At 68.3% G+C, this 22,454-nt stretch carries 18 protein-coding genes and 1 pseudogene; 12 read left to right on the top strand and 7 right to left on the bottom strand.

The window, feature by feature from the left end:
• Window positions 1-30 precede the first annotated feature (30 nt).
• Window positions 31-1,158 (top strand): resuscitation-promoting factor, encoded by a 1,128-nt coding sequence (locus tag PWF70_RS07010; protein ID WP_286352913.1) that lies wholly within the window; start codon window positions 31-33, stop codon window positions 1,156-1,158.
• Window positions 1,122-2,024, top strand: a complete 903-nt coding sequence (gene rsmA, locus PWF70_RS07015; protein ID WP_035750359.1) for a 16S rRNA (adenine(1518)-N(6)/adenine(1519)-N(6))-dimethyltransferase RsmA — start codon at window positions 1,122-1,124, stop codon at window positions 2,022-2,024. Before PWF70_RS07010 ends, rsmA begins: the two co-directional genes overlap by 37 nt.
• Window positions 2,025-2,167: 143 nt before the next feature.
• Here the strand turns inward: rsmA and PWF70_RS07020 are convergent, their stop codons facing one another.
• Window positions 2,168-3,160 carry an LLM class F420-dependent oxidoreductase gene (locus PWF70_RS07020; protein WP_035750361.1) on the bottom strand — a complete coding sequence of 331 codons (993 nt, stop codon included), beginning with the start codon at window positions 3,158-3,160 and terminating at the stop codon, window positions 2,168-2,170.
• 109 nt (window positions 3,161-3,269) lie between these two features.
• Here PWF70_RS07020 and PWF70_RS07025 point away from each other — a divergent pair, with 109 nt between their 5' ends.
• The 3 genes from PWF70_RS07025 to PWF70_RS07035 are packed head-to-tail and all read left to right on the top strand — an operon-like array spanning window position 3,270 to window position 6,149.
• On the top strand, window positions 3,270-3,938 hold the full coding sequence (locus PWF70_RS07025) for an HAD family hydrolase (protein WP_035750868.1): 669 nt from the start codon (window positions 3,270-3,272) through the stop codon (window positions 3,936-3,938).
• Window positions 3,939-3,997: 59 nt separating this feature from the next.
• Complete coding sequence (locus tag PWF70_RS07030) at window positions 3,998-4,948, top strand: 4-(cytidine 5'-diphospho)-2-C-methyl-D-erythritol kinase (protein WP_006357868.1); 951 nt, start codon at window positions 3,998-4,000, stop codon at window positions 4,946-4,948.
• A gap of 55 nt (window positions 4,949-5,003) precedes the next feature.
• Window positions 5,004-6,149, top strand: coding sequence for an alpha/beta fold hydrolase (locus tag PWF70_RS07035; protein ID WP_414538642.1), 1,146 nt, complete (start codon window positions 5,004-5,006; stop codon window positions 6,147-6,149).
• Window positions 6,150-6,163: 14 nt separating this feature from the next.
• On the opposite strand, the gene PWF70_RS07040 is transcribed toward PWF70_RS07035, so the two are convergent.
• Both PWF70_RS07040 and PWF70_RS07045 read right to left on the bottom strand, forming a co-directional pair.
• Window positions 6,164-7,969: an ABC-F family ATP-binding cassette domain-containing protein gene (locus PWF70_RS07040; protein WP_006357870.1), complete on the bottom strand. Its 1,806-nt coding sequence runs from the start codon at window positions 7,967-7,969 to the stop codon at window positions 6,164-6,166.
• A gap of 32 nt (window positions 7,970-8,001) precedes the next feature.
• On the bottom strand, window positions 8,002-8,886 hold the full coding sequence (locus PWF70_RS07045) for an SGNH/GDSL hydrolase family protein (protein WP_006357871.1): 885 nt from the start codon (window positions 8,884-8,886) through the stop codon (window positions 8,002-8,004).
• A 178-nt stretch (window positions 8,887-9,064) separates the two neighbouring features.
• Between PWF70_RS07045 and PWF70_RS07050 the strand changes: the two genes are divergently transcribed.
• Window positions 9,065-9,949, top strand: a complete 885-nt coding sequence (locus tag PWF70_RS07050) for a type IV toxin-antitoxin system AbiEi family antitoxin domain-containing protein (RefSeq protein WP_006357872.1) — start codon at window positions 9,065-9,067, stop codon at window positions 9,947-9,949.
• Between the two features lie 47 nt (window positions 9,950-9,996).
• On the opposite strand, the gene PWF70_RS07055 is transcribed toward PWF70_RS07050, so the two are convergent.
• Both PWF70_RS07055 and PWF70_RS07060 read right to left on the bottom strand, forming a co-directional pair.
• Window positions 9,997-11,154 carry an acyl-CoA dehydrogenase family protein gene (locus tag PWF70_RS07055; RefSeq protein WP_006357873.1) on the bottom strand — a complete coding sequence of 386 codons (1,158 nt, stop codon included), beginning with the start codon at window positions 11,152-11,154 and terminating at the stop codon, window positions 9,997-9,999.
• A gap of 38 nt (window positions 11,155-11,192) precedes the next feature.
• Complete coding sequence (locus tag PWF70_RS07060) at window positions 11,193-12,389, bottom strand: acyl-CoA dehydrogenase family protein (RefSeq protein WP_040004029.1); 1,197 nt, start codon at window positions 12,387-12,389, stop codon at window positions 11,193-11,195.
• A gap of 392 nt (window positions 12,390-12,781) precedes the next feature.
• On the opposite strand from PWF70_RS07060, the pseudogene PWF70_RS07065 reads away from it, so the two are divergent.
• The 4 genes and pseudogenes from PWF70_RS07065 to PWF70_RS07080 all read left to right on the top strand — a co-directional run bounded on the left by PWF70_RS07065 (window position 12,782) and on the right by PWF70_RS07080 (window position 17,975).
• Window positions 12,782-14,203, top strand: a pseudogene (locus PWF70_RS07065) (MFS transporter).
• Window positions 14,204-14,369: 166 nt separating this feature from the next.
• Complete coding sequence (locus PWF70_RS07070) at window positions 14,370-15,503, top strand: thiolase family protein (protein WP_006357876.1); 1,134 nt, start codon at window positions 14,370-14,372, stop codon at window positions 15,501-15,503.
• 49 nt (window positions 15,504-15,552) lie between these two features.
• Window positions 15,553-16,317 (top strand): SDR family NAD(P)-dependent oxidoreductase, encoded by a 765-nt coding sequence (locus PWF70_RS07075; RefSeq protein WP_006357877.1) that lies wholly within the window; start codon window positions 15,553-15,555, stop codon window positions 16,315-16,317.
• On the top strand, window positions 16,314-17,975 hold the full coding sequence (locus PWF70_RS07080) for a class I adenylate-forming enzyme family protein (protein WP_006357878.1): 1,662 nt from the start codon (window positions 16,314-16,316) through the stop codon (window positions 17,973-17,975). Before PWF70_RS07075 ends, PWF70_RS07080 begins: the two co-directional genes overlap by 4 nt.
• Before the next feature lie 63 nt (window positions 17,976-18,038).
• Here the strand turns inward: PWF70_RS07080 and PWF70_RS07085 are convergent, their stop codons facing one another.
• On the bottom strand, window positions 18,039-19,238 hold the full coding sequence (locus PWF70_RS07085) for an acyl-CoA dehydrogenase family protein (protein ID WP_042375935.1): 1,200 nt from the start codon (window positions 19,236-19,238) through the stop codon (window positions 18,039-18,041).
• Between the two features lie 179 nt (window positions 19,239-19,417).
• Between PWF70_RS07085 and fabG the strand changes: the two genes are divergently transcribed.
• Together fabG and PWF70_RS07095 are read left to right on the top strand one after the other, a co-directional pair.
• Window positions 19,418-20,176, top strand: coding sequence for a 3-oxoacyl-ACP reductase FabG (gene fabG, locus PWF70_RS07090; RefSeq protein ID WP_035750374.1), 759 nt, complete (start codon window positions 19,418-19,420; stop codon window positions 20,174-20,176).
• A 51-nt stretch (window positions 20,177-20,227) separates the two neighbouring features.
• A complete protein-coding gene (locus PWF70_RS07095) occupies window positions 20,228-21,451 on the top strand; it encodes an acetyl-CoA C-acetyltransferase (protein WP_035750375.1) in 1,224 nt (407 codons plus the stop codon).
• Between the two features lie 90 nt (window positions 21,452-21,541).
• Here the strand turns inward: PWF70_RS07095 and PWF70_RS07100 are convergent, their stop codons facing one another.
• On the bottom strand, window positions 21,542-22,450 hold the full coding sequence (locus PWF70_RS07100) for a LysR family transcriptional regulator (RefSeq protein ID WP_035750377.1): 909 nt from the start codon (window positions 22,448-22,450) through the stop codon (window positions 21,542-21,544).
• Between the last annotated feature and the right edge of the window lie 4 nt (window positions 22,451-22,454).

Genomic DNA, 22,454 nt, shown 5'->3' on the forward strand with positions numbered 1-22,454 from the left:
TGTTGTGCCTTGCCTTCTCTGCCTCCCTCAGTGTCGCCCAAGTCGGTCTTCTCCAAGATCAACGGGACCGATTCCCTGCGTGCCCGCCTGGCGGTGGGAGCCGTCTGCGCCACCGTCGCCGCCGGTGGCGTCATGGGCGTCGCGATGCACAAGACCGTCACCATCGACGTCGACGGCCAGACCCGCCAGGTGTCCACGATGGCGATGTCGGTGGAAAGCCTGCTCGAATCCGAGGGTCTCGCCCCGGCCGACGGTGACAAGGTGAGCCCGTCGCTCGACTCCGGTTTCGGCGAGGGACAGACCATCAAGGTCAACCGTCTGAAGAAGCTCACCCTCGACATCGAGGGCCAGCGCGAGACCATCATCACCAACGCCTCCACCGTGGACCAGCTGCTCGAGGAGCGGGGCCTGGAGCACGCCGCCGAGGAAGCCGACTTCGGCACCGAGGAACTGCCCGTCGACGGCGGCAAGATCGACGTCGCGCTCCCCAAGCCGGTGCAACTGGTCGACGGTCCGGCCAAGAAGCGCCCGGTGGTCGCCGCCCACACCGTCAAGGACCTCCTGGAGGCACTCGGTACGCCGCTCGGCGCCGAGGACAAGGTCGTCCCGGCCGCCGACACCGAGGTCACCCCGGACCTGAAGATCATCGTCACGCGCATCAAGACCGAGGACGTCACCGTCACCGAGCCGGTCGCCCCGCCGGAGGTCAAGAAGGAAGATCCCACCCTCGTCCGCGACCGCAAGGTCGTCGAGAAGAAGGGCACCCCCGGTGAGGCGCGGGTGACGTATAAGGTCACCAAGGTGAACGGACGAGTCGTGAAGCGCGACAAGTTGACGAGCGAGGTGCTCAGCGAGCCCGTCGCCGCCACCGTCCGCATCGGCACCAAGCCGGGAGCGCCGTTCGTCCCGCCGGGCTCCGTCTGGGACGCCCTCGCGCAGTGCGAGGCCACCGGGAACTGGGCCATCAACACCGGCAACGGGTTCTACGGCGGCGTCCAGTTCGACCAGAACACCTGGGAGCGCTGGGGCGGTCTCGAGTACGCACCGCGCGCCGACCTCGCCACCCGCGAAGAGCAGATCGCGATCGCCAAGAAGACCCAGGCCGCGCAGGGCTGGGGCGCATGGCCGTCGTGCACGTCCAAGTTGGGCCTGCGCTGAACGACGACACGCCAGGCGACGCACCGCGACTGCTCGGACCCGCGCAGATCCGCGAGCTCGCCGCCGAGGTCGGTGTCCGGCCGACCAAGACACTGGGCCAGAACTTCGTCCATGACGCGAACACCGTGCGCCGGATCGTCACGGCCTCCGGCGTCGGTTCCCAGGACGTCGTCCTCGAGGTCGGCCCCGGACTCGGGTCGCTGACCCTCGCCCTTCTCGGCACGGCCGGCCGGGTCGTCGCGATCGAAATCGATCCGATTCTGGCGCAACGGATTCCGCAGACCGTCGCTGAGTACGCACCGGCGCAGAGCGCCGACTTCGACGTCGTGCTCGCCGACGCCCTGCAGGTGACCCGCGACGACCTGCCCGTCGTGCCGACGGCTCTCGTCGCCAACCTCCCCTACAACGTCTCGGTCCCAGTCCTGCTGCACCTGCTCGGACTGTTCCCCGAGATCGCGACCGCCCTGGTGATGGTCCAGGCGGAAGTGGCCGACCGGCTCGCCGCACCGCCCGGCAGCCGCACCTACGGCGTACCGAGTGTGAAGGCCCGCTACCACGGCCGTGTGACTCGCGCGGGCGCGGTGGGGCGCAACGTGTTCTGGCCCGAACCCAAGGTCGAGTCCGGACTCGTGCGCATCGAGCGCACCGACGACTATCCGATCGACCCGGTGTTCCGGCAGACGGTGTTCGCCGTGATCGACGCGGCATTCGCGCAGCGCCGCAAGACGATGCGGTCGGCACTGGCCGGCTGGGCGGGCTCCCCGGCCGAGGCAGAGCGCCGGTTGCGCGCCGCCGACATCGATCCCGGCATCCGCGGTGAGAAACTCGACGTCGACGACTTCGTGCGGTTGGCCCGCACCGTCTGACGGATCGCTCCGGTCGACTTCGACCCCGACCGCCAGACTTCGATCGACGTCTGTCGGTCGAGATGAGGTTCGGCAGTAGGGAATCCGGTCCCACTCCAGCCGCCTGAGGTGCGAGGAGCGCTTGAGCTCTCGGCGCGCAGTTATCAGCTCGGCGCCGCGCGCAGCTTCTCCAGCAGTTCCGGGGCGGCGTCCCGCAGGAAATCGTCCTGCGTCTCGCCACCGATCTGCACGAGCGCGACGTCGGTGAACCCGGCCTCCCAGAAGGGCTTCACGGCGTCGACGATCTGATCGAGGTCGGGACCGCACGGGATGTTGGCGGCCACGTCGTCGGGGGTGACGTACTGGGTCGCGGCCGCGAAGCCCGCGGTGGTGCGGAGGTCGGCGTTGACATCCCAGCCGCCGGCGAACCACCGGAACTGGTCGTGGGCCCGTTCGACGGCGGCATCGCGGTCCGGGTCCCAGCTGATCGGGATCTGCCCGATGGCACGCGTGCTCTTGCCGTCGATCGTCCCCGTGGCCGCCTGCGCGTTCCAGGAGGAGACCAGGTCGGCGTTCGGTTCGACCGCGATCAGATGGTCGGCCAGCGGACCGAAGGTCTCGATCCCGGCGTCGCCGGCCACCGCGACGCCGATCGGCACGGGCTGCTCGGGGAGATCCCAGATGCGCGCGGCATCGACCTGGAAGAACTCGCCACGGAAGTCGACGAGGTCGCCCGTGTGCAGTTTGCGGATGATCTCGATGGCCTCGGCGAGCATGTCCTGGCGGTCGGTGACCGCGGGCCAGCCCGCACCGACGACGTGCTCGTTGAGGTTCTCGCCCGAACCCAGGCCGAGGGTGAAGCGGCCGTCGGCGAGGATCTGCAGGGTCGCGGCCTTCTGCGCGATGATGGCCGGGTGGTAGCGGATCGTCGGGCAGGTCACGTAGGTCATCAGCTCGACGCGTTCGGTCGCGTGGGCCACCGCGCCCAGGACCGACCACGCGTACGGGGCGTGCCCCTGCGAGGACAGCCATGGGAAGTAGTGGTCGCTGGACACCTCGAAATCGAAGCCGGCGCCCTCGGCGCCGATGGCAAAGCGGACGAGGTCCTTGGGGCCGGCCTGCTCGGTCATCAGGGTGTACCCGAATCGGGTTGTCATCAGATCTCCTCTGCGGGTCTCTCGTCGAGATCGGTCGCTCCGGTGTAGCCAGCGAGCCGTTCGGGTAAACGGACGGCTCGCAGTGCTCCGACCCGGAAAGCAGGTGCAGATGACCCAGGCCAACGAGAGCGGATCTGTTGACACCGTGTTGCTCGACGTCGACGGGACACTGATCGACTCGACGTATCTCCACGCGCTCGCCTGGATGCAGGCCTTCACCGCGCACGATCTCACCCCGCAGTGGTGGGAGGTCCACCGCGCCATCGGAATGGGTGGCGACCGCCTCGTCGGCGAGATCTGCGGCGACGAGGTCGAGGAGTCGCTGGGCGACACGCTGCGCGACGACTGGGAGCGCCACTATCGGAAGCTGGTACCCGACGTCCGACCGTTGCCCGGTGCCGTCGACTTCGTCCGGGGCCTGCTCGATGCCGGTTATCGGGTGGCGCTGGCATCGTCGGGGAAGGCCGAATTCACCGATGCCGCACTGGAAGTGATGGGCTTCGAGCGGGACGACCTGGCGGCGGTCACCTCGTCGGACGATGCGGACGATTCGAAACCCGCACCCGACATTCTCGAAGTGGCGCTGACGGAGGCCGGCGGCGGCCGGGCGATCGTGGTCGGGGACACGGTGTGGGATGTCGCCTCCGCACATCGGCTCCCCGCCGAGTGTGTCGCGGTCCGGTCCGGGGGATTCGCCGAGGCCGAGCTCCGCGATGCCGGGGCCGTCCTGGTCGTCGACCACGTCGGTGAACTCGCGCGCCGCGGATGGCGGCCCTGAGATCGCCGCGGAGCAGCCCTGAGCGCGTATCCGTATCGGCCCGACTAGTCTGACTCACTGTGTCGCGAACGTCGCTGTCGGTGGTTACCGACTCGGTCACCGCGCGCGCCCCGTCGAAGGTGAACCTCCACCTGGGTGTGGGCCCGCGCCGGGATGACGGGTACCACGATCTGGTCACCGTGTTCCAAGCGCTCTCGTTGCACGACGACATCCGGGTCGCGCGTGCCAACGAGCTGTCCGTGACAGTTCGTGGTGAGGGCGCCGGTTCGGTGCCCGCCGACGCCTCCAACCTCGCGGCCCGTGCGGCTCAGGCCCTGGCCGGGTGGGCGGACCGTGCGGGGTACGTCGCGATCGGGATCGAGAAGACGATCCCGGTCGCCGGGGGCATGGCGGGCGGCAGCGCGGATGCGGCCGGGGCTCTCGTGGCGCTCGCGCATCTGTGGAAGCTCGACATCTCGCGTGACGAACTCGCCGAGATCGCAGCCGGTCTCGGGAGCGACGTCCCGTTCGCCCTCCACGGCAACACGGCGCTGGGCACCGGCCGCGGTGAGCAGCTGATGCAGGTGCTCTCCCGCGGCGAGTTCCACTGGGTGCTCGCCCTCGCGCGCGAGGGTTTGTCGACGCCCGCGGTGTACAAGGAGCTGGACCGGTTGCGCGACACCAGGTCTGGTGACGTCGACGAGGAGGGCGACTTCCTGCGTTCCCCCGACGACCTGATGCAGGCGCTCGCCTCCGGTGATCCCCGCGCGGTGGCACCGTTGCTGCACAACGACCTCCAACCGGCCGCGCTGAGTCTGCAGCCGACGCTGCGTCGCACGCTGCGTGCCGGGGTGGACGCGGGTGCCCTCAACGGGATCGTGTCGGGATCGGGCCCGACGTGTGCGTTCCTGTGTGCGGACGAGCAATCCGCGGTGAACGTCGCCGCCGAGCTGTCGGGAGCGGGCGTCGCGCGCGCGGTCCGCACCGCGAGTGGTCCCGCACCGGGAACCCGCGTCCTCGGCACGGACTGAGACCGGCACAACTCCCTGACCTCGTCTTCTCGGGCGAGTCACTACAGTAGTGCGGGTGCTCCGCAGACTCCTGACCGCCGTGTTGACGTTTTTCGTCGCCGTGCTCGTCGGCCTCGGGTCGTTCGTATCGACGCCGCTGTCGTCGGCCGCGGCCCCCGACAACGGATTCGTCTTCGCCACCACCGACGTCTCCGACGATCAGCTCCCGTCGGCAGCGGCTGCCGGCACCCGTCTGACCTATGCGACGCGGGATCAGCGTGGACGTCCGGCGATGGCGACCGGTGTCTTCTGGGTCCCGCGCGGCACACCGCCGGCCGGGGGATGGCCGGTGGTCTCCTGGGCACACGGCACCGTCGGTATCGCCGACGATTGTGCGCCCACGAAGCACCGGCTGGGGGACGGGGTCGAAGCACCCGTGCGGGCCGCGCTCGACGCCGGTTACGCGGTGACCGCCACCGACTATGCCGGACTCGGATCGGCCGGGGAGACCGACTATCTCGGCGGTGCCGCCGCGGCGTACTCGGTCATCGACATGATCCGCGCTGCACGGTCGGTCGACGCCGCGCTCGGCGATTCCTGGGTGTCGGTCGGACATTCCCAGGGTGGCCACGCGGCTCTGCATGCGGCGCACCGTCAACCGGCGTATGCCCCGGAGCTCCCGGTCAAGGGTGCGGTCGCGATCGCCCCGGTGTCGTCTCTGGAGAACCTGTTCGGTCTCTTCGGACCCCGGATTCCAGGACTCGGTGCCCTCAACGTCCTGAGCGCGCCGTTCCTCTACACCCTTGCGGGCCTCGACCATTCGCAGCCGGAATTGAAGATCGAAGACTTTCTCACCGACAGCGGCAAACGGTTCCTGGACCGGTCCCGCGCCCGCTGCAACGGTGACGTCGTCGCCGCGCTGCGGTCGGTGTCGCCGGGATCGCTTGTCGCGTCGTCGTTCACCGAGGATCAGAGGTTCCGTGACGCGCTGCGTGCCTATGCCGAGGTCCCGACCGCCGGCTACCCGGCCAAGGTCACCATCGCCCACGGCATCCTCGACCCGGTCCTGCCGTATCCGCTGAGCCGTTCGCTGCGGTCGGCGATGGAGCGCAACGGCACGAGCGTCGACCTGAAGACCTATGCCCGCGCCGACCACAGCAGCGTCGTCGACGGGTCACTGCCCGATGTCATGGCGGCCGTCCGAGAGGCCTTCGGTCGTTAGGCGGGTTCGGCTGATCACTCGAGGGCTTCGCCGAGCTCCATCCAGCGTTCCTCGATCTCGGCGAGTTCGGACTCCATCTCCCGGATGCGTTCGGTCTCGGCGGCCAGACCCTGATAGTCGGACTGGTCGTGGTCGGCGAGAGCGGTGCGGGCCTCGTCGATCTTGCTGTGCAGCTTGTCGATCCGGCGCTCCAGTGCCGCCAGCTCCTTGTTCGCTGCCCGCAGTTCCGCGCCGCTGAGTGCAGAGGTGGATTCGCTCGACGAGCCGCTTGAGCCCGACGGCGTCGCGGACGCAGATTCCTTCTGCTGTGCTGCACGGAGTTTCAGGAACTCGTCGACACCGCCGGGGAGATGGCGCAGCTTGCCGTGCATCACGGCGAACTGCTGATCGGTGACACGCTCGAGGAAGTACCGGTCGTGCGACACGACGATGAGGGTGCCGGGCCAGGAGTCCAGGAGATCCTCGAGGGCGGCCAACATGTCGGTGTCGAGGTCGTTGGTCGGCTCGTCGAGGATCAGCACGTTCGGGGCATCGAGCAGGATGAGCAGCAACTGCAGACGACGCTTCTGACCACCGGACAGGTCCTTGACCGGGGTGGACAGCTGGGCACTGTCGAAGCCGAGGCGTTCGAGCAGCTGCGAGGGGGAGAGCTCCTGCGCCTTCGAGCCGGAGCCGAAGGTGTAGGTGGTCTGGAGGTCGGCGATCACCTTCCGGACCGGGTCGTCGAGGAAGCGGTCGAGGTCGTCGAGGCGCTGGGTGAGGGTGGCGACCTTGACGGTCTTGCCGCGCTTGACCTTTCCGCCGGTCGCTTCGACCGTGCCCGCGATGAGCCCGAGCAGCGTCGACTTTCCTGCACCGTTCACCCCGAGGATGCCGGTCCGTTCACCCGGGGCGAGGCGCCATTCGACTCCGTCGAGGACGTCGCGGTCGCCGTAGGAGACCGACACGTCGAGGAGGTCGACGACATCCTTGCCGAGGCGTGCGGTGGCCAGCGACTGGAGGGCGACCTTGTCGCGGACGGGCGGGACGTCGGCGATGAGGGCGTTGGCCGCGTCGATGCGGAACTTCGGCTTGGAGGTGCGGGCCGGTGCGCCGCGGCGCAGCCACGCGAGTTCTTTCCGTGCCAGGTTCTGCCGCCGCGCCTCGATGGTCGCGGCCTGCCGGTCACGTTCCACACGCTGGAGGATGTAGGCGGCGTATCCGCCTTCGAACGGTTCGACGATCCGGTCGTGCACCTCCCAGGTGACCGTGCAGACCTCGTCGAGGAACCAGCGGTCGTGGGTGACGACCAGCAGTCCGCCGGCGTTGGCGGGCCAGCGGCGCTTGAGGTGGTCGGCGAGCCACGTGATGGCCTCGACGTCGAGGTGGTTGGTCGGCTCGTCGAGCGCGAGGACGTCGTGTTCGCCGGCCAGGAGCCGGGCGAGTGACACGCGGCGGCGCTGACCGCCGGACAGGGAACCCGTCGTGGCATTCCAGTCGACGTCGCCGAGCAGTCCACCGATCACGTCGCGGACCTTCGCGTCGCCTGCCCATTCGTGTTCGGGACGGTCGCCGACGACGGCGTGTCCGACGGTCTCGTCGTCGTCGAAGCGGTCGACCTGGTCCAGGACGCCGACGCGCACCCCGCCGCGCACCGTGACGCGGCCGGAGTCGGGTTGCTTGCGGCCCGCGAGCATCGCCAGCAGGCTCGACTTGCCGTCGCCGTTGCGCCCGACGATGCCGATCCGGTCGCCCTCGTTGACGCCGAGGGACACCGAGTCGAAGACCTTGGTCGTCGGGTATTCCAGACCTAGGGTTTCCGCGCCGAGAAGATGAGCCACGCCGACCAGGTTAGTGACCGGTCATGTGCGAGCTACCGGCGGATCGCGCCGTTGATCATCATGGCGATCGCGAATGCTCCCGCCTGGTTGACGTGATAGGGCATCGCGATCCGGTTCGACAGCGCGCTCTCGTACCAGGGCGTGATCAGATTGCACGGATCGTGCCCGAGCGACCCGCGATTGGCGTCGACGAAACGGCCCTCGACCTTGGTCGTCGCGCGCAGCAGGGCGTCGTTGGCGCGGTGGAACACCTGCCGCATCCACCGGGCGTCGGGATCGCTGAGCGGGATCAGCGGCCAGCAACCGCTGTTGCCGATGAACCCGCCGAGGCCGACGACGATGATCTGTGCGCGGGGTGCCTTCTTGCGGATCGCCCGCAGCGCCGGGGTGACGCGGTCCTCCATGCGCTGCACGCGCCACCGGACCTCGTTCTCGAGGCGCGGATTGTTCCGGCAGCGTCGGTCGGTGAGCGGCTGGCGGATCTTGCACTGCGAGAGGATCGCGGCCCACTGCATGTCGTTGCCGCCGATGCTGACGGTGATGAGCTGCGCATCGCGGGGAACCAGGTTCAGCTGGGCCGTCTTCGCCCCGCGCGGGGTGTGCTGCGCGGCGCGATAGAGATGCGCGGACTGCGCCCCGGCACACGAGATGTCGACGAAGCGCCGCGGCAGCGTCATCGCCGCCACGTACTTCGGATAGTTGAGCGCCGACCGTTTGCAGCCGTCGAAGTAGCCCGGAGTCGGTGTGAAGAACCCGCCCGACGCGCGCGAGTCGCCCATGGCGATGTACGGGCCGCCGGTGTAGCGGGCGGGCGCCGCCTGCGCGGGGGATGCCGTTGCGGCCACCAGTGCTGTCACGAATGCGGTGATCAAGACCGCCGCCAGCAGACGTACCCCGCGCTTAGACTCCCGCACCAACTGTTTCCCGCACTTTCCCACGTCCCGACCCACTGCTTCGCTCAGCGAATATTAAGGCAAGCAGATCACGCCCGTACGCAGAGTGCGTCATTGGTGCTGCCTCTCGGCACTGATTTCGCATTATGTGGGGACGGCGTTACTTCGGAACCAGCAACGGCCCATATGCGTCCAACGAAGCATGGTGATACCGACGGCGCTCCGCACCCTCGCCCTCGCCCATGACGGCTTGGTCACCGTCGACGAGGCTCACGAGCACGGCCTGAGCAACGGCGCGATCGCGCGTCGGGTGAAGTCCGGGGAGTGGGTTCGTGAGGCGCACGGGCTCTACCGCCTGGCTGATCATCCGGTCACCAACCGCTCCCGAACCCGGGTCGCGACGTTGTCGGTGTCTCAGGACGCGGTACTCAGCGGGCTGGCAGCGGCCTGGTGGCACGGTGTGGCGACCAAGCGGCCCGCCGTCGTCACGGTCACCGGTCCCAAGAGTTGGAAGGGCACGGCAGTGAAGGGCAGAAAGGTCATCCGGCGAACCCTGAGCGGCGCGGACGTCGTCGTTCACAAGGGCCTTCGCGTGACGGCGCTTCCACTGTCCGTCCTCGAGGGCGCTGTCGAAGACAGCATGGACGTGATCGATCGGGCACTCCAGCGCGAGAAGGTGACGGTCGAGGCGTTGGTCGCGGTGTATCAACGTCGACGCAAGTGCCAGGGCGCTGCCGAGATGGGAAAGATGCTCGTCCTGGTCGGGTCGGGTGCCCGATCTGCTGCGGAGCGACTCGCCGTCGACGTGTTCGAGGAGCACCGCATCACCGGGTGGGTCGCCAATCATCCCGCCGCAGGCTACGTCATCGACTTTGCCTTCCTTGCCGAGAAGGTGGCCGTCGAGATCGACGGGATGGCCTACCACCGCGACACTGAGGTCTTCCAATCCGACCGCACCCGACGCAACGTCCTGATCACCGCCGGGTGGACGGTTCTCAACTTCACCTGGGCGGACCTGCTGGAGAAGCCGGGGTACGTTGCGGCGCAGGTCGAATACGCTCTACGCCAAACACAGAGTGCGGGATGAGTGCTGGAATCCAGCACTCATCCCGCACTCTGGGCGAGAGCGGGAACCTAGAGCCCCAGATCCTTCGCGATGATCGTCTTCATGACCTCGCTGGTGCCACCGTAGATGCGCGTGACGCGGGTGTCGGCGTACAGGCGGGCGATCGGGTACTCGAGGACGTAGCCGTAACCACCGTGCAGCTGCAGGCACTTGTCGATGACCTTGCCCGCGGTCTCGGTCGCGAACAGCTTGGCGCGCGCGGCATCGGGGACGGTCAGTTCGCCCTCGTTGTGCAGCTCGAGTGCACGGTCGACGATGGCGCGGATGGCCTCGACCTCGGCCGAGCACTCGGCGAGCACGAACTTGGTGTTCTGGAACGCCGCGACCGGCCTGCCGAAGACCTCGCGTTCCTTGGTGTAGGCGATGGCGTGCTGGACGGCCGCGGCGGCGGTGGCCGACGCCCCGATCGCGATGGTCAGACGCTCCTGCGCGAGGTTGTGGCTCAGGTACGTGAAGCCGGCGCCCTCCTCGCCGAGCAGATCCTCCACCGGCACCTTCACCGAGTCGAAGGACAGCTCGGCGGTGTCGGACGCCTTGAGCCCGATCTTCTCGATCTTGCGGCCCACCGCGAAGCCCTCGGATTTGGTGTCCACCACCAGGATCGACAGTCCCGCACGACGGTTCTCGGGATCGAACGGCGTGGTGCGGGCGACGACGAGGATGCGGTCGGCGAGGGCGCCGCCGGTGATGAAGGTCTTCGCGCCGTCGAGTACGTAGTGCGAGCCGTCCTCGGACAGCTTCGCGGTGGTCGCGATGTTCGCGAGGTCCGAACCGGTGCCGGGCTCGGTCATCGCGATCGCGAACATGAGTTCGCCGGAACAGAATCCGGGGATCCAGCGCTCCTTCTGCTCCTGGGTCCCGTACTCCATCAGGTAGGGCAGGATCAGGTTCGAGTGCACCGAATAGCTGCCGAAGGTGACGCCGGCCGCGGAGGTCTCCTCGGCGATCACCAGTGAGTAGGTGAAGTCGCTGACGCCACCGCCGCCGAACTCCTCGGGGGCCTCGATGCCCAGGACGCCGAGATCGCCGAGCCGGTTGTAGAACTCGCGCGGGGGGTGCCCCTGCTTCTCCCAGTCGTGGTAGACGGGCGTGACTTCCTTGGCGATGAAATCGCGGATCGTCTTGCGGAAGGCCTCGTGGTCCTCGGTGAAGATGCGACGCTGCATGGTCAGTTCCTAAAGGTGTTGGGGAAGAGGGGGATTGATTACTGCTCGCGGTACTCGCGCAGGAGTCCCTTGGAGATGATCTGCTTCTGGATCTCGCTGGTGCCCTCGCCGATGAGCAGGAACGGGGCGTCGCGCATCAGGCGTTCGATCTCGAACTCCTTGGAGTAGCCGTAGCCGCCGTGGATGCGGAACGACGCCTGGGTGACCTCGGCGCAGTACTCGCTGCACAGGTACTTGGCCATCCCGGCGGCGACGTCGTTGCGTTCGCCGGAGTCTTTGAGCCGCGCAGCGTTGACCATCATCAGGTGCGCGGCCTCGACCTTGGTCGCCATCTCGGCGAGCGAGAAGGCGATGGCCTGATGCTCGGCGATGGGCTTGCCGAAGGTGGAGCGCTGCTGGGCGTACTTCACGCCGAGTTCAAAGGCGCGCTGGGCGATTCCGCACGCCCGCGCGGACACGTTCACGCGGCCGACCTCGACCCCGTCCATCATGTGCGCGAAACCCTTGCCGGGCACGCCGCCGAGGATGTCGGTGGCCGGCGCGCGGTAGCCGTCGAAGACGAGTTCGGTGGTGTCGATTCCCTTGTAGCCCATCTTGTCCAGCTTGCGGGGGATGGTCACGCCCGGGACCACCTCGCCGAAACCGGCGGGCTTCTCCACCAGGAACGTGGTCAGGTTCTTGTGCGGGCGCTCCTCGCCCTCCTCGGTACGGACAAGGGCCGCAACCAGAGTCGACGACCCGCCGTTGGTCAGCCACATCTTCTGACCGTTGATCACGTAATTGTCGTCACCGTCGCGCTTGGCGGTCGTCTTGATCGCCGCGACGTCGGAGCCGAGTTCGGGTTCCGACATGGAGAACGCGCCGCGCACCTCGCCGGTGGCCATCCGCGGCAGGAACCGCTGCTTCTGCTCGTCGGTTCCGTGCTGGCGCAGCATGTACGCGACGATGAAATGGGTGTTGATGACGCCCGAGACGCTCATCCAGCCGCGGGCCAGTTCCTCGACGCACAGTGCGTAGGTGAGCAGCGATTCGCCGAGGCCGCCGTACTCCTCGGGGATCATCAGGCCGAACAGGCCCATCTCGCTCATGCCGTCGACGATGGCCTGCGGGTACTCGTCCGCATGCTCGAGTTCCTGCGCATTCGGGATGATCTGTTTGTCGACGAAAGATCGCACGTTGGCGACGATCTCCGTCTGGATCTCGGTGAGGCCCAGGGTCTGCGCGAGACGGGTCATGGTGGTGAGTTCTCTCCCGTGAGTGGGCGGTGCGGGTCGCACCGACGGGCGGATGTGGGACGCAACATACCCAAGCATGCCGTCCGGCGTCCGGCGGAAGTAGACGCGATGCGCTAAGGGTGCGATAGCGCGGGCCAATGACCCACGACCGTCTCCGGAAGCGGATCGGACAGTGTTCGCGCCTAACCCTCCGATAGGGCTGACCAATGCGGCCTGTTCACGGCGTTGTGACCCCTGACACATAGGCTGCGACAGTCGGAGCCTTCATCGAGCGCCTGTTGCGGCGATGGGAACACGCCCCGTTCAATCGGGTGCAGATGTGATCCACCACACTTGATTCGCATCGTCCCCCAGACCCCCGATTCCATTCCCCCTGGAAGAGGTACACCCCTATGACGGTCACGACCGCCTCCGGATCCGGCCCCGGCAGGAAGCCCTCGGCCTCCGCCGCTGCCGACGCTCCCACCACCTCCGACTTCGAGACGCTCGCCGCCCAGCGCGGCGGCGTCGGCCCGCTCGGCGAATCCCGGCTCACCGCCTGGAGCCTGACCTCCTTGCTGGTCAGCCTGTACGTCATCAACTATGCCGACAAGGCCGTGCTCGGCATCATCGCCAAGCCGCTGCGTGAGGAACTGGGCCTCAGCGCCTCGCAGATCGGCCTCGTCGGCAGCCTGTTCTTCCTCACCTTCACCATCGGCGGGTTCTTCGCCGGCCTGCTCAACCGCTGGATGACGCTGCGCTGGTCGCTGGTCCTCCTCGGACTGTGCTGGGCCGCCGCGATGCTCCCGATGATCGCGGTCGCGGGCTTTGCGGTCCTCCTCATCAGCCGGCTGTTCCTCGGCCTCGCCGAGGGGCCGTCGTCGGCGTTGCTGCACACGGCCGCCTATGCCTGGCACCCGCCCGCCCGCCGCGCGCTGCCCGGTGCACTCCTGGCCGGTTCCGCGTCGATCTCCAAGATCGCCATCGCGCCGCTGCTCACCGTGATCACCGTCAGCTTCGGCTGGCGTTGGGCACTGTTCGCGCTGGCCGCCGCCGGTGTCGTCTGGGCCGTCGTGTGGCTCTCGGTCTGGCGCCCTGGACCCTACATCGCGAGCGGCAAGACCAAGAAGGTCGACGACAGTGAGAAGGGTGAGGATTCCCCGGCCGACGCCGAGCCGGCCACCCCGTAGATCAAGATCTTCCTCGCGCCGACCTTCATCACCGGAGCCCTGCTCGTCATGAGTGTCTATGCACTGGTGTCCGTCGTGCTGACCTGGCTGCCGTCGTACTTCGAGGACGGCCTCGGATACAGCCAGCTGCAGTCCGGTTCGATGTTCGCGTTCCCGTCGATCGTCGGCCTCGCCCTGATGCTGCTGAGCTCGGTCACCAGCGACCGCATGATCACCAAGGGCGCGTCACCGCGGGTGCTCCGCATCGTCGTCCCGTCGGTGGGCGTCCTGATCTCCGGTGTGATGCTTTTCCTGCTGCCGTCGATCAGCACCCCGATCATCTGTGTCCTGATCCTGTCGGTCGGCTACGGGTTCGCCGCCATGGTGTTCCCGCTGTTCAACGCAGCTGTTGCGGAGATCTGTCCGCCGCGCCAGACCGCCGGCACCCTCGGTGTCTTCCTGGCGATCATGGCCATCGGCGGCCTCGTTGCGCCGTACGCCACGGGTGTCATCGTCGACGCCGCGGCCACCCCGGCCGAGGGCTATGCCACCGCGTTCCAGGTGCTCGGACTGGTCGCCTCGGTCTGTGCCGTGCTGACGCTGGTCTTCGCCAACCCGGTGCGCGACCGCAAGCGTCTGCGCCCGCATGCGGTCCTGACCGCCTGAGGAAGCACCTCGCCCATAGGCAGCGCCTCATCGTCCGTGAGCGGGAATCGACTTGTCCGCCAGACCCGTTCGTGGTCGGCTCGATAGGACGGGTGACTTCCGCTCACGGACGTCCTCGGTTCCACCCACAACGCACATCCACTGCCCGACATTCTTAGGAGACCTCATGCGCGATGCAGTGATCGTCGACGCCGTCCGCGCCCCGATCGGACGCCGCCGCGGAGCCCTGTCCGGAATCCACCCGGCCGACCTGTCCGCCCATGTCCTCGAGGCTCTCGTCGAGCGGACCGGGGTCGAACCCGCGATCGTCGACGACGTCGTGTGGGGTTGCGTCAGCCAGTCGTCGGAGCAGGCCGGCAACATCGCGCGTACCGCGATCCTCGCGGCCGGATGGCCGGAATCGGTCCCCGGCACCACCGTCACTCGTGCGTGCGGATCGAGTCAGCAGGCCGTCAGCCAGGCCGCCGCCGCGGTGATCTCGGGCCAGCAGGACGTCGTCATCGCCGGTGGCGTGGAGTCGATGAGCCGGGTCGCGATGGGCAGCTCGGCCCCCAACGGCGAGCACCAGCCGGCCACCGTCCTCGACCGCTACGGCATCGACAAGTTCAGCCAGGGCCTGGGCGCGGAGACCATCGCCTCGAAGTGGGGTTTCGACCGCACCCGCCTCGACGAGTACTCCCTGCGCTCACACGAACTCGCGGCCGCCGCCGTCGACCGCGGTGCATTCGACGGTCAGCTCGCCCCGATCCCCGGTGTGCTCGAAGGTGACGAGGGCATCCGCCGCGGCGGCACCCTGGAGTCGCTCGGCAAGCTCAAGCCCGCGTTCGCCGAGGACGGCGTCATCCACGCCGGCAACTCCTCGCAGATCTCCGACGGCTCGGGTGCACTGCTGATCATGTCGTCGGAGACGGCGAAATCGCATGGCCTGACGCCGATCGCCCGAATCCACACCGCGGTCGTCGCCGCCGACGACCCGGTCATCATGCTGACCGGCCCCATCCCGTCGACGGCCAAGGCGCTCAAGCGTTCCGGTCTGTCGATCGACGACATCGGGGCCTTCGAGATCAATGAGGCCTTCGCGCCGGTGCCGCTGGCCTGGCAGGCCGAGACCGGCGCCGACATCGAGCGACTCAACCCGCTCGGCGGCGCGATCGCCGTCGGCCACCCGCTCGGCGGTTCGGGTGCCATCCTGATGACCCGCCTCGTGCACCACATGCGCGACAACGGGATCCGCTACGGCCTCCAGTCGATGTGTGAGGCCGGCGGCATGGCCAACACCACCATCCTCGAACTCCTCTGACCTACACCCCTGATCCGGGTCACCCCACTTCGAAAGGCACAACAGCACAATGGAACTCAAGGGACTCTCGGTCGCGATCACCGGTGGCGCCTCCGGTCTGGGCCTCGCCACCGCCAAGCGCGTCGTCGACGCCGGCGGCCTGGTCACCCTGATCGACCTCCCGTCCTCCGACGGCCAGTCCGTCGCCGACGGTCTGGGTTCGGCGGCGTCCTTCGCCGCCGCCGACATCACCGACGCCGAACAGTTCGCGGCCGCACTCGATGTCGCCGACGAGCGCGGTGGACTGCGTGGACTCGTGCACTGCGCAGGCGCGGGGCGTCGTATGCGCATCCTCGACAAGGAGGGCAAGGCCGGATCGGCGGAGGACTTCGAGTTCGTCATCAAGCTCAACCTCGTCGGCTCGTTCCACGCTCTGTCGCTGGGTGCCGAGCGCATCGCGCGCCTCGAACCCATCGACGGCGAGCGTGGCGCCATCGTCATGACCGCCTCGGTCGCCGCGTTCGAGGGCCAGATCGGCCAGATCAACTACTCGGCCTCGAAGGCCGGCATCGTCGGCATGACCCTCGTGGCCGCCCGCGACCTGGCCAGCAAGCTGATCCGCGTCAACACCATCGCGCCCGGCACCATGGACACCCCGCTGCTGGCCCGCTTACGTGACGACGTGCGCGAATCCCTCGCGGCGAGCATCCCCAACCCGTCGCGTCTCGGCCGCCCCGAGGAGTTCGGCCAGCTCGCGGCCAACATCCTGGAGAACGCGTACCTCAACGGCGAGACCATCCGACTCGACGGCGCGATCCGCATGGCACCGCGATGAGCGGCGGCACGCCGACGACGCTCAACTACCCGGACACGAGCATGGCGGTCGTCCCCGCCAGCATGGCCGCGCTGTACGGCGACCGTGCGGCGGTGGTCGACGGCGAGACGACGCTGACCTACACCGATCTCGACGCGCGGTCGGCGGCGGTGGCGTCGGCGCTCCGGTCGGCGGGTGTCGCCGAACGAGACGTGGTGCTGATCTACCTCACCAACAGCATCGAATTCGTTGTCTCCTACTACGGTTCGTTGCGCGCCGGTGCCACGGTCACCCTCGTCAACCCGTTGCAGCCGGTACCCGGCTTGCATCGTCAGATCGTCGAAACGGGTGCGGTGGCCGGCTTCACGCAGTTCGAACAGTCCGGTCGGCTCCTGTCGGCCGCCGCCGACTCGCCGCTGTCCACCGTGGTGGTCGTCGACGGTTCGGCCGCGGCGGTCGAGGGCCTGGGGGCCGAGGGCGTGCGGGTAACCTCGCTCGACGAGTTCGTCGCCGGGCACGCTGAAGCTCCCGCCGTCACCGTGACCTCCGAGGACGTCGCGCATCTGGCGTTCACCGGTGGGACCACCGGCGTCTCGAAAGGCGTTCGGGTTCTTCATCGCAACGTTCTGGGCAACGCCACCCAGATGATCGGGTGGCGTGCCGGGCACGCGATCGAGGTCGGCGACCACGGTCTGCTGCGATTGACACCGCGTGCGGGCTCCGATCGCGGAGTGGTCCCGGGTGATGCCGCGACCGTCGTCGTGTCACCGCTGTTCCACGCCCACGCGCTGATCAACATGACGTTCCTGTTGCTGTGCGGCGCAACGCATGTGTTCGCCGGACGATTCGAACCCGGGCGGATGCTCGCGCTGATCGAGCAGCACCGGGCGTCGTATGTGACCGGCAGCCCGGCGATGTGGCATGCACTGGCCGTCCACCCCGACGTCGAGTCGCGCGATCTGACCTCGGTGCGGGTGGTCTCCTCGGGCGCCGCCCCGATCGACCTGGTGACGCTCGAGCAGCTCGAGAAGGCGTTTCCCGCGGCGGCGATCGTCGAGGGTTACGGCCTCACCGAGGCGACGTGCCTGGTCTCCTCGGCGCCGCTCACCGCGAAAGGCCAGTACCGGCTCGGCAGCGTCGGACTCCCGACTTTCGACACCGAGGTGGAGATCCGTGCCGCCCACGACCCGGCCGTCGTCCTGCCGGCCGGGGAGCGGGGACAGCTCTGGGTCCGCGGGCCGCAGGTCACCGACGGTTATCTCGGACATCCCGAGAAGACCGCGGAACAGTTCGTCGACGGCTGGCTCGACACCGGCGACATCGCCTTCCGCGACGCCGACGGCTACATCTACATCTGCGACCGCGCCAAGGACATGCTGATCTACAAGGGCTACAACGTGTATCCGCGTGAGCTGGAAGAGATCCTGGTGACCCACCCCGACGTCGCGGCCGCCGCGGTGGTCGGACGCGAGGCCGGACCGATCGGTCAGGAACCGGTCGCGTTCCTGGTCCCCAAGGGCGGCCACGTCATCGACGAGGACGCGGTGACCGCGTTCGTCGCCGAACAGGTGTTGCCCTACAAGAAGATCCGCGACGTCGTCGTCGTGGAGGAACTGCCGACCTCGGCAGCCGGGAAGATCCAGAAGGTCGCCCTGCGCGAGCGTCTGACGCACGCCTGACCCGGACCGTTTTATAGCCCGAAACCGCGCTCACCGCGGTTTCGGGCTATATCTCTCCGTAGCTCAGCGCTGGGCGTTCTTGGTGCCCTGCTTGTAGAGGTTGCGGCCGATGATGAGGCGCTGGATCTCGCTGGTGCCCTCGTAGAGACGCAGCAGGCGGACCTCGCGGTAGATGCGCTCCACTGGGACGTCGCGCATGTAGCCGCTGCCGCCGTGGATCTGGACGGCAAGGTCGGCGACCTTGCCCACCATCTCGGTGCAGTACAGCTTCGCGGCCGACGGGGCGACGCGCCGGTCGGTGTTGTCGACCCAGGCCCGGGCGGCCTCGCGCACCAGGGCGCGGCCGGCCATCACGCCGGTCTGCTGGTCGGCCAGCATGGCCTGGACCAGCTGGAACTCGCCGATCGGGCGGCCGCCCTGGGTGGCGGTCGCGGCCCAGGCGATCGATTCGTCGAGCGCACGCTGGGCGGTGCCGACCGACAGTGCGGCGATGTGCACGCGACCGCGGGCGAGGGACATCATCGCGGCCTTGTAACCGACGTCCTCGCTGCCGCCGATGAGCGCGGCGTTCGGGACACGCACGCCATCGAAGTGGACGTCGGCGGTCCAGGCGCCCTCCTGTCCCATCTTGCGGTCCTTGGCACCGACCGTGAGTCCGGCTGAGTCGGCCGGGACGAGGAACACCGCGATGCCGGTGCCGTTCTCGTCTGCCGGGCGGGTGCGGGCGAACACGACGAACAGATCGGCCAGCGGGGCGTTGGTGATGAAGCGCTTCTCGCCGGAGATGACCCAGTCGTCGCCGTCGCGAACGGCCTTGGTGCGGAGGCCCGCGGGGTCCGAACCGGCGCCCGGTTCGGTCAGTGCGAAGGAGGCGACGACCTCACCGGAGGCGATCCTCTCCAGCCAGGCGGCCTTCTGCTCGTCGGTGCCGAAGTTCACCAGCACCTGGCCGGCGATGCCGTTGTTGGTGCCGAACATCGAGCGCAGTGCGAGCGAGGTGTAGCCGAGTTCCATGGCGAGTTCGGCGTCCTGGGTCAGGTCGAGTCCGAGCCCGCCCCATTCCTGCGGGATCGCGTAACCGAAAAGGCCCATGTCCTTGGCGGTTTGGCGGATATCCTCGGGAATCGCGTCGGTGTCGAGGATCTCCTGTTCGCGTGGCACGACGACCTCACGCACGAATTCTCGAGTCGCCGCCAGGATGTCGGCGAAGTCTTCCGCGCTCACCTGAGAGGTGGCGGTCGGTTGTTGCGTCACTCCGGTCATGGTGCCACTCTTGCGCGTCCACGGTGAGGGGTCCAATACGAAACCGGGATCGCTCCGATAGCCGTTGCGTATGAAACGAACGCGTTCGACGCCGGATTCGCGGGTTAGATTACTGGCATCACCCGGCGCCTCACGCCGCCGCTGGTGTCTGCACCAGAACCCCATCGGAAGGACCGAAGATGTCATCCACCACCGCCCAGCCGCTGCTCGAGGGACGAACCGCCGTCGTGACCGGTGGCGCCCAGGGCATCGGCTTCGAGATCGCCCGGTCCTTTGTGGACGCGGGCGCCAAGGTGGTCCTGGGTGATCTCAACCTCGACGCCGCGCAGGCCGCCGCCGACAAGCTCGGTGGCCGCGACGTCGCCCGCGCCGTGAAGTGCAACGTGGTCGACGGCGACGAGGTCGACGCGCTGCTCGCCGAGGCCGTCGACGGTTTCGGTTCGCTGGATGTGCTGGTGAACAACGCCGGCATCACCCGCGACGCCACCATGCGCACCATGACCGAAGAGGACTTCGACCTCGTCATCTCGGTCCACCTCAAGGGCACCTGGAACGGCACCCGCAAGGCCGCCGCGATCATGCGCGAGCAGAAGTCCGGCGCGATCGTCAACATCTCCTCGCTGTCGGGCAAGGTCGGCATGGTCGGCCAGACCAACTACTCCGCCGCCAAGGCCGGCATCGTCGGCATGACCAAGGCTGCCGCCAAGGAGATGGCGCACCACGGCGTGCGGGTCAACGCGATCCAGCCCGGCCTGATCCGTTCGGCGATGACCGAGGCGATGCCGCAGAAGGCCTGGGACCAGAAGATGTCGGAGATCCCCATGCACCGCGCCGGCGAGGTCGGCGAGGTTGCCAGCGTCGCGCTGTTCCTCGCCTCGGACATGTCCTCGTACATGACCGGCACCGTGCTCGAGGTGACCGGCGGTCGCTTCATGTGAGACCTGTTCTCACGCACATACTTCCACTCTGATCTGCGAAAGGTCTCACCCATGCGCGACGTCGTCATCTGCGAACCGGTCCGTACCCCCATCGGCCGCTACGGCGGGATGTTCAAGAGCCTCACGGCAGTCGACCTGGGCGTCACCGCGCTCAAGGGTCTGATCGAGCGTACGGGTATCGACCCGGAGAAGGTGGAGGACGTGATCCTCGGGCACTGCAACGGCAACAGTGAGGCGCCGGCCCTCGGTCGCGTCATCGCACTCGACGCCGGGCTGCCGATCACGGTGGGCGGCATGCACATCGACCGTCGCTGCGGCTCGGGTCTGCAGGCCGTCATCCAGGCGGCCTACCAGGTGTCCGCCGGCGACAACGATCTCGTCGTCGCCGGTGGCGCAGAGTCGATGAGCAACGCCTCGTTCTACTCCGTCGACATGCGATGGGGTGGTGCGCGCACCGGAATCGCCATGCACGACAGCCTCGTCCGCGCCCGCTCGACCGCCGGCGGCAGGCACTACCCGGTGCCCGGCGGCATGATCGAGACCGCCGAGAACCTCCGCAAGGAGTACGAGATCTCGCGCGAAGAGCAGGACGAGCTCGCCGTCGAATCCCACACGCGGGCAGTCCGTGCCCAGAAGGACGGCGTGCTCGCCGAGGAGATCATCCCGGTCACCGTTCCCGGACGTAACGGTGAGACGATCATCGACACCGACGAACATCCCCGCCCGGACGTCTCGCTGGAGTCGCTGGCCAAACTCAAGCCGATCATGGGCAAGGCCGATCCCGAGGCCACCGTCACCGCGGGCAACGCCAGCGGCCAGAACGACGCCGCGTCGATGGCCATCGTCACCACCACCGAGGTCGCCGAGAAGCTGGGCCTGCGCCCGCTCGTCAAGCTCGTCTCGTGGGGTCTCGCCGGCGTCCCGCCGCGCACCATGGGCATCGGCCCCGTGCCGGCCACCGAGAAGGCACTCGCCAAGGCCGGTCTGACCCTGGCCGACATCGACCTCATCGAACTCAACGAGGCCTTCGCCGCCCAGGCGCTCGCCGTCACTCGCGAATGGGGCTTCGGCCGTTTCGGCTCCGGAGGCGACTTCGACCGCACCAACGTCCACGGCTCGGGCATCTCGCTCGGCCATCCGGTCGGCGCGACCGGCGGCCGCATGCTGGCCTCGCTGGCCCGCGAACTGCAGCGCCGCGAGGGTCGCTACGGCCTCGAGACGATGTGCATCGGCGGCGGCCAGGGTCTCGCCGCGGTCTTCGAGCGGGTTGCTTGACGGACCTCGATACGCGGCGCCCTCGCTTCGCTCGGTCGACGCTACTCGGCCGACGGGGGTGGGGCGTCGCGTTGCTCTGCTGGGGCGACGCTACTCGGCCGGCGGGGTGGGGGGCGCCGTTACGTTCTCATCCACCTGCGCGCGAATGAGTTCCACGAAAGCCTGACCCACCGGCGACAGGGACGCGGGATCGAAGGCGATCGCGAACGGCCGCACGAAGCGGGGTTCGGTCTCGCGGATGACGGCGCGGTCCGCAGCAGACTCGGCCATCGAACGTTCCAGCAGGCTGCCGCCGATCCCGGCCAGCACCATGGGAAGCCGTTCCTCGCGATGTTCGGAGAGCACGGCGACCGGTGGCCGGGCGCCTCCGACCCGCATGGCCTCCTCGAGCTCGTCGGCCACCGACTGGCCGCGCGGTACGAACACCATCGGGAGTGACGGGAGATTCCCCAGCGGGATCGGTCCGTCCGGGACCTCGGATCCCTCGGGATAGACGAGTACGTACTCCTGCTCGCCGAGTTCGATGACCTCGAGCGCGTCGCCGGCGATCGGCAGGTGGGCGACGGCGAACTCGCAGTGCCCGTCCTCGATGGTGGACGCGGCCCGCGTCTCGTCACGCAGGTCGCCGAGCCGCACCGACACTCGCGGATAGGTGGCACGGAAGCGGGCGACGAGGTCGACGACCGGGCCGACGGCCGTGGCCGGGGACGCGAGCAGATCGAGGTGTCCGGTGAGTTCGTCCTCCTCGGCGGCGAGGAGATCGCCGACGGCGTCGACGTCGCGGATGATCTGGCGGGCCGGGCCGACCATCGTGCGGCCCGCCGCCGACAACACCATGCCGCGACCGATGCGGTGGAACAGCTGGACGCCGAGTTCGCGTTCGAGTGCCCGCAACGCCTGTGAGACCGTCGGTTGCGCGACACCCAGCGCGGAGGCGGCGCCGCCGATGCCCTTGTTCTCGACGACCGCGAGGAAGTATTCGACCTGGCGTAATTCCATGGTG

It is taken from the genome of Gordonia sp. Swx-4 (assembly GCF_030316175.1).
Lineage (GTDB): Bacteria > Actinomycetota > Actinomycetes > Mycobacteriales > Mycobacteriaceae > Gordonia > Gordonia alkanivorans.

Excerpts from the sequence above, each read along its gene's own strand:
- rsmA (WP_035750359.1), top strand. The coding sequence starts at position 1,122 with ATGGCCGTCGTGCACGTCCAAGTTGGGCCTGCGCTGAACGACGACACG.
- PWF70_RS07020 (WP_035750361.1), bottom strand. The coding sequence starts at position 3,160 with ATGACAACCCGATTCGGGTACACCCTGATGACCGAGCAGGCCGGCCCC.
- PWF70_RS07025 (WP_035750868.1), top strand. The coding sequence starts at position 3,270 with ATGACCCAGGCCAACGAGAGCGGATCTGTTGACACCGTGTTGCTCGAC.
- PWF70_RS07050 (WP_006357872.1), top strand. The coding sequence starts at position 9,065 with ATGGTGATACCGACGGCGCTCCGCACCCTCGCCCTCGCCCATGACGGC.
- PWF70_RS07055 (WP_006357873.1), bottom strand. The coding sequence starts at position 11,154 with ATGCAGCGTCGCATCTTCACCGAGGACCACGAGGCCTTCCGCAAGACG.
- PWF70_RS07060 (WP_040004029.1), bottom strand. The coding sequence starts at position 12,389 with ATGACCCGTCTCGCGCAGACCCTGGGCCTCACCGAGATCCAGACGGAG.
- PWF70_RS07070 (WP_006357876.1), top strand. The coding sequence starts at position 14,370 with ATGCGCGATGCAGTGATCGTCGACGCCGTCCGCGCCCCGATCGGACGC.
- PWF70_RS07075 (WP_006357877.1), top strand. The coding sequence starts at position 15,553 with ATGGAACTCAAGGGACTCTCGGTCGCGATCACCGGTGGCGCCTCCGGT.
- PWF70_RS07080 (WP_006357878.1), top strand. The coding sequence starts at position 16,314 with ATGAGCGGCGGCACGCCGACGACGCTCAACTACCCGGACACGAGCATG.
- PWF70_RS07085 (WP_042375935.1), bottom strand. The coding sequence starts at position 19,238 with ATGACCGGAGTGACGCAACAACCGACCGCCACCTCTCAGGTGAGCGCG.
- fabG (WP_035750374.1), top strand. The coding sequence starts at position 19,418 with ATGTCATCCACCACCGCCCAGCCGCTGCTCGAGGGACGAACCGCCGTC.
- PWF70_RS07095 (WP_035750375.1), top strand. The coding sequence starts at position 20,228 with ATGCGCGACGTCGTCATCTGCGAACCGGTCCGTACCCCCATCGGCCGC.
- PWF70_RS07100 (WP_035750377.1), bottom strand. The coding sequence starts at position 22,450 with ATGGAATTACGCCAGGTCGAATACTTCCTCGCGGTCGTCGAGAACAAG.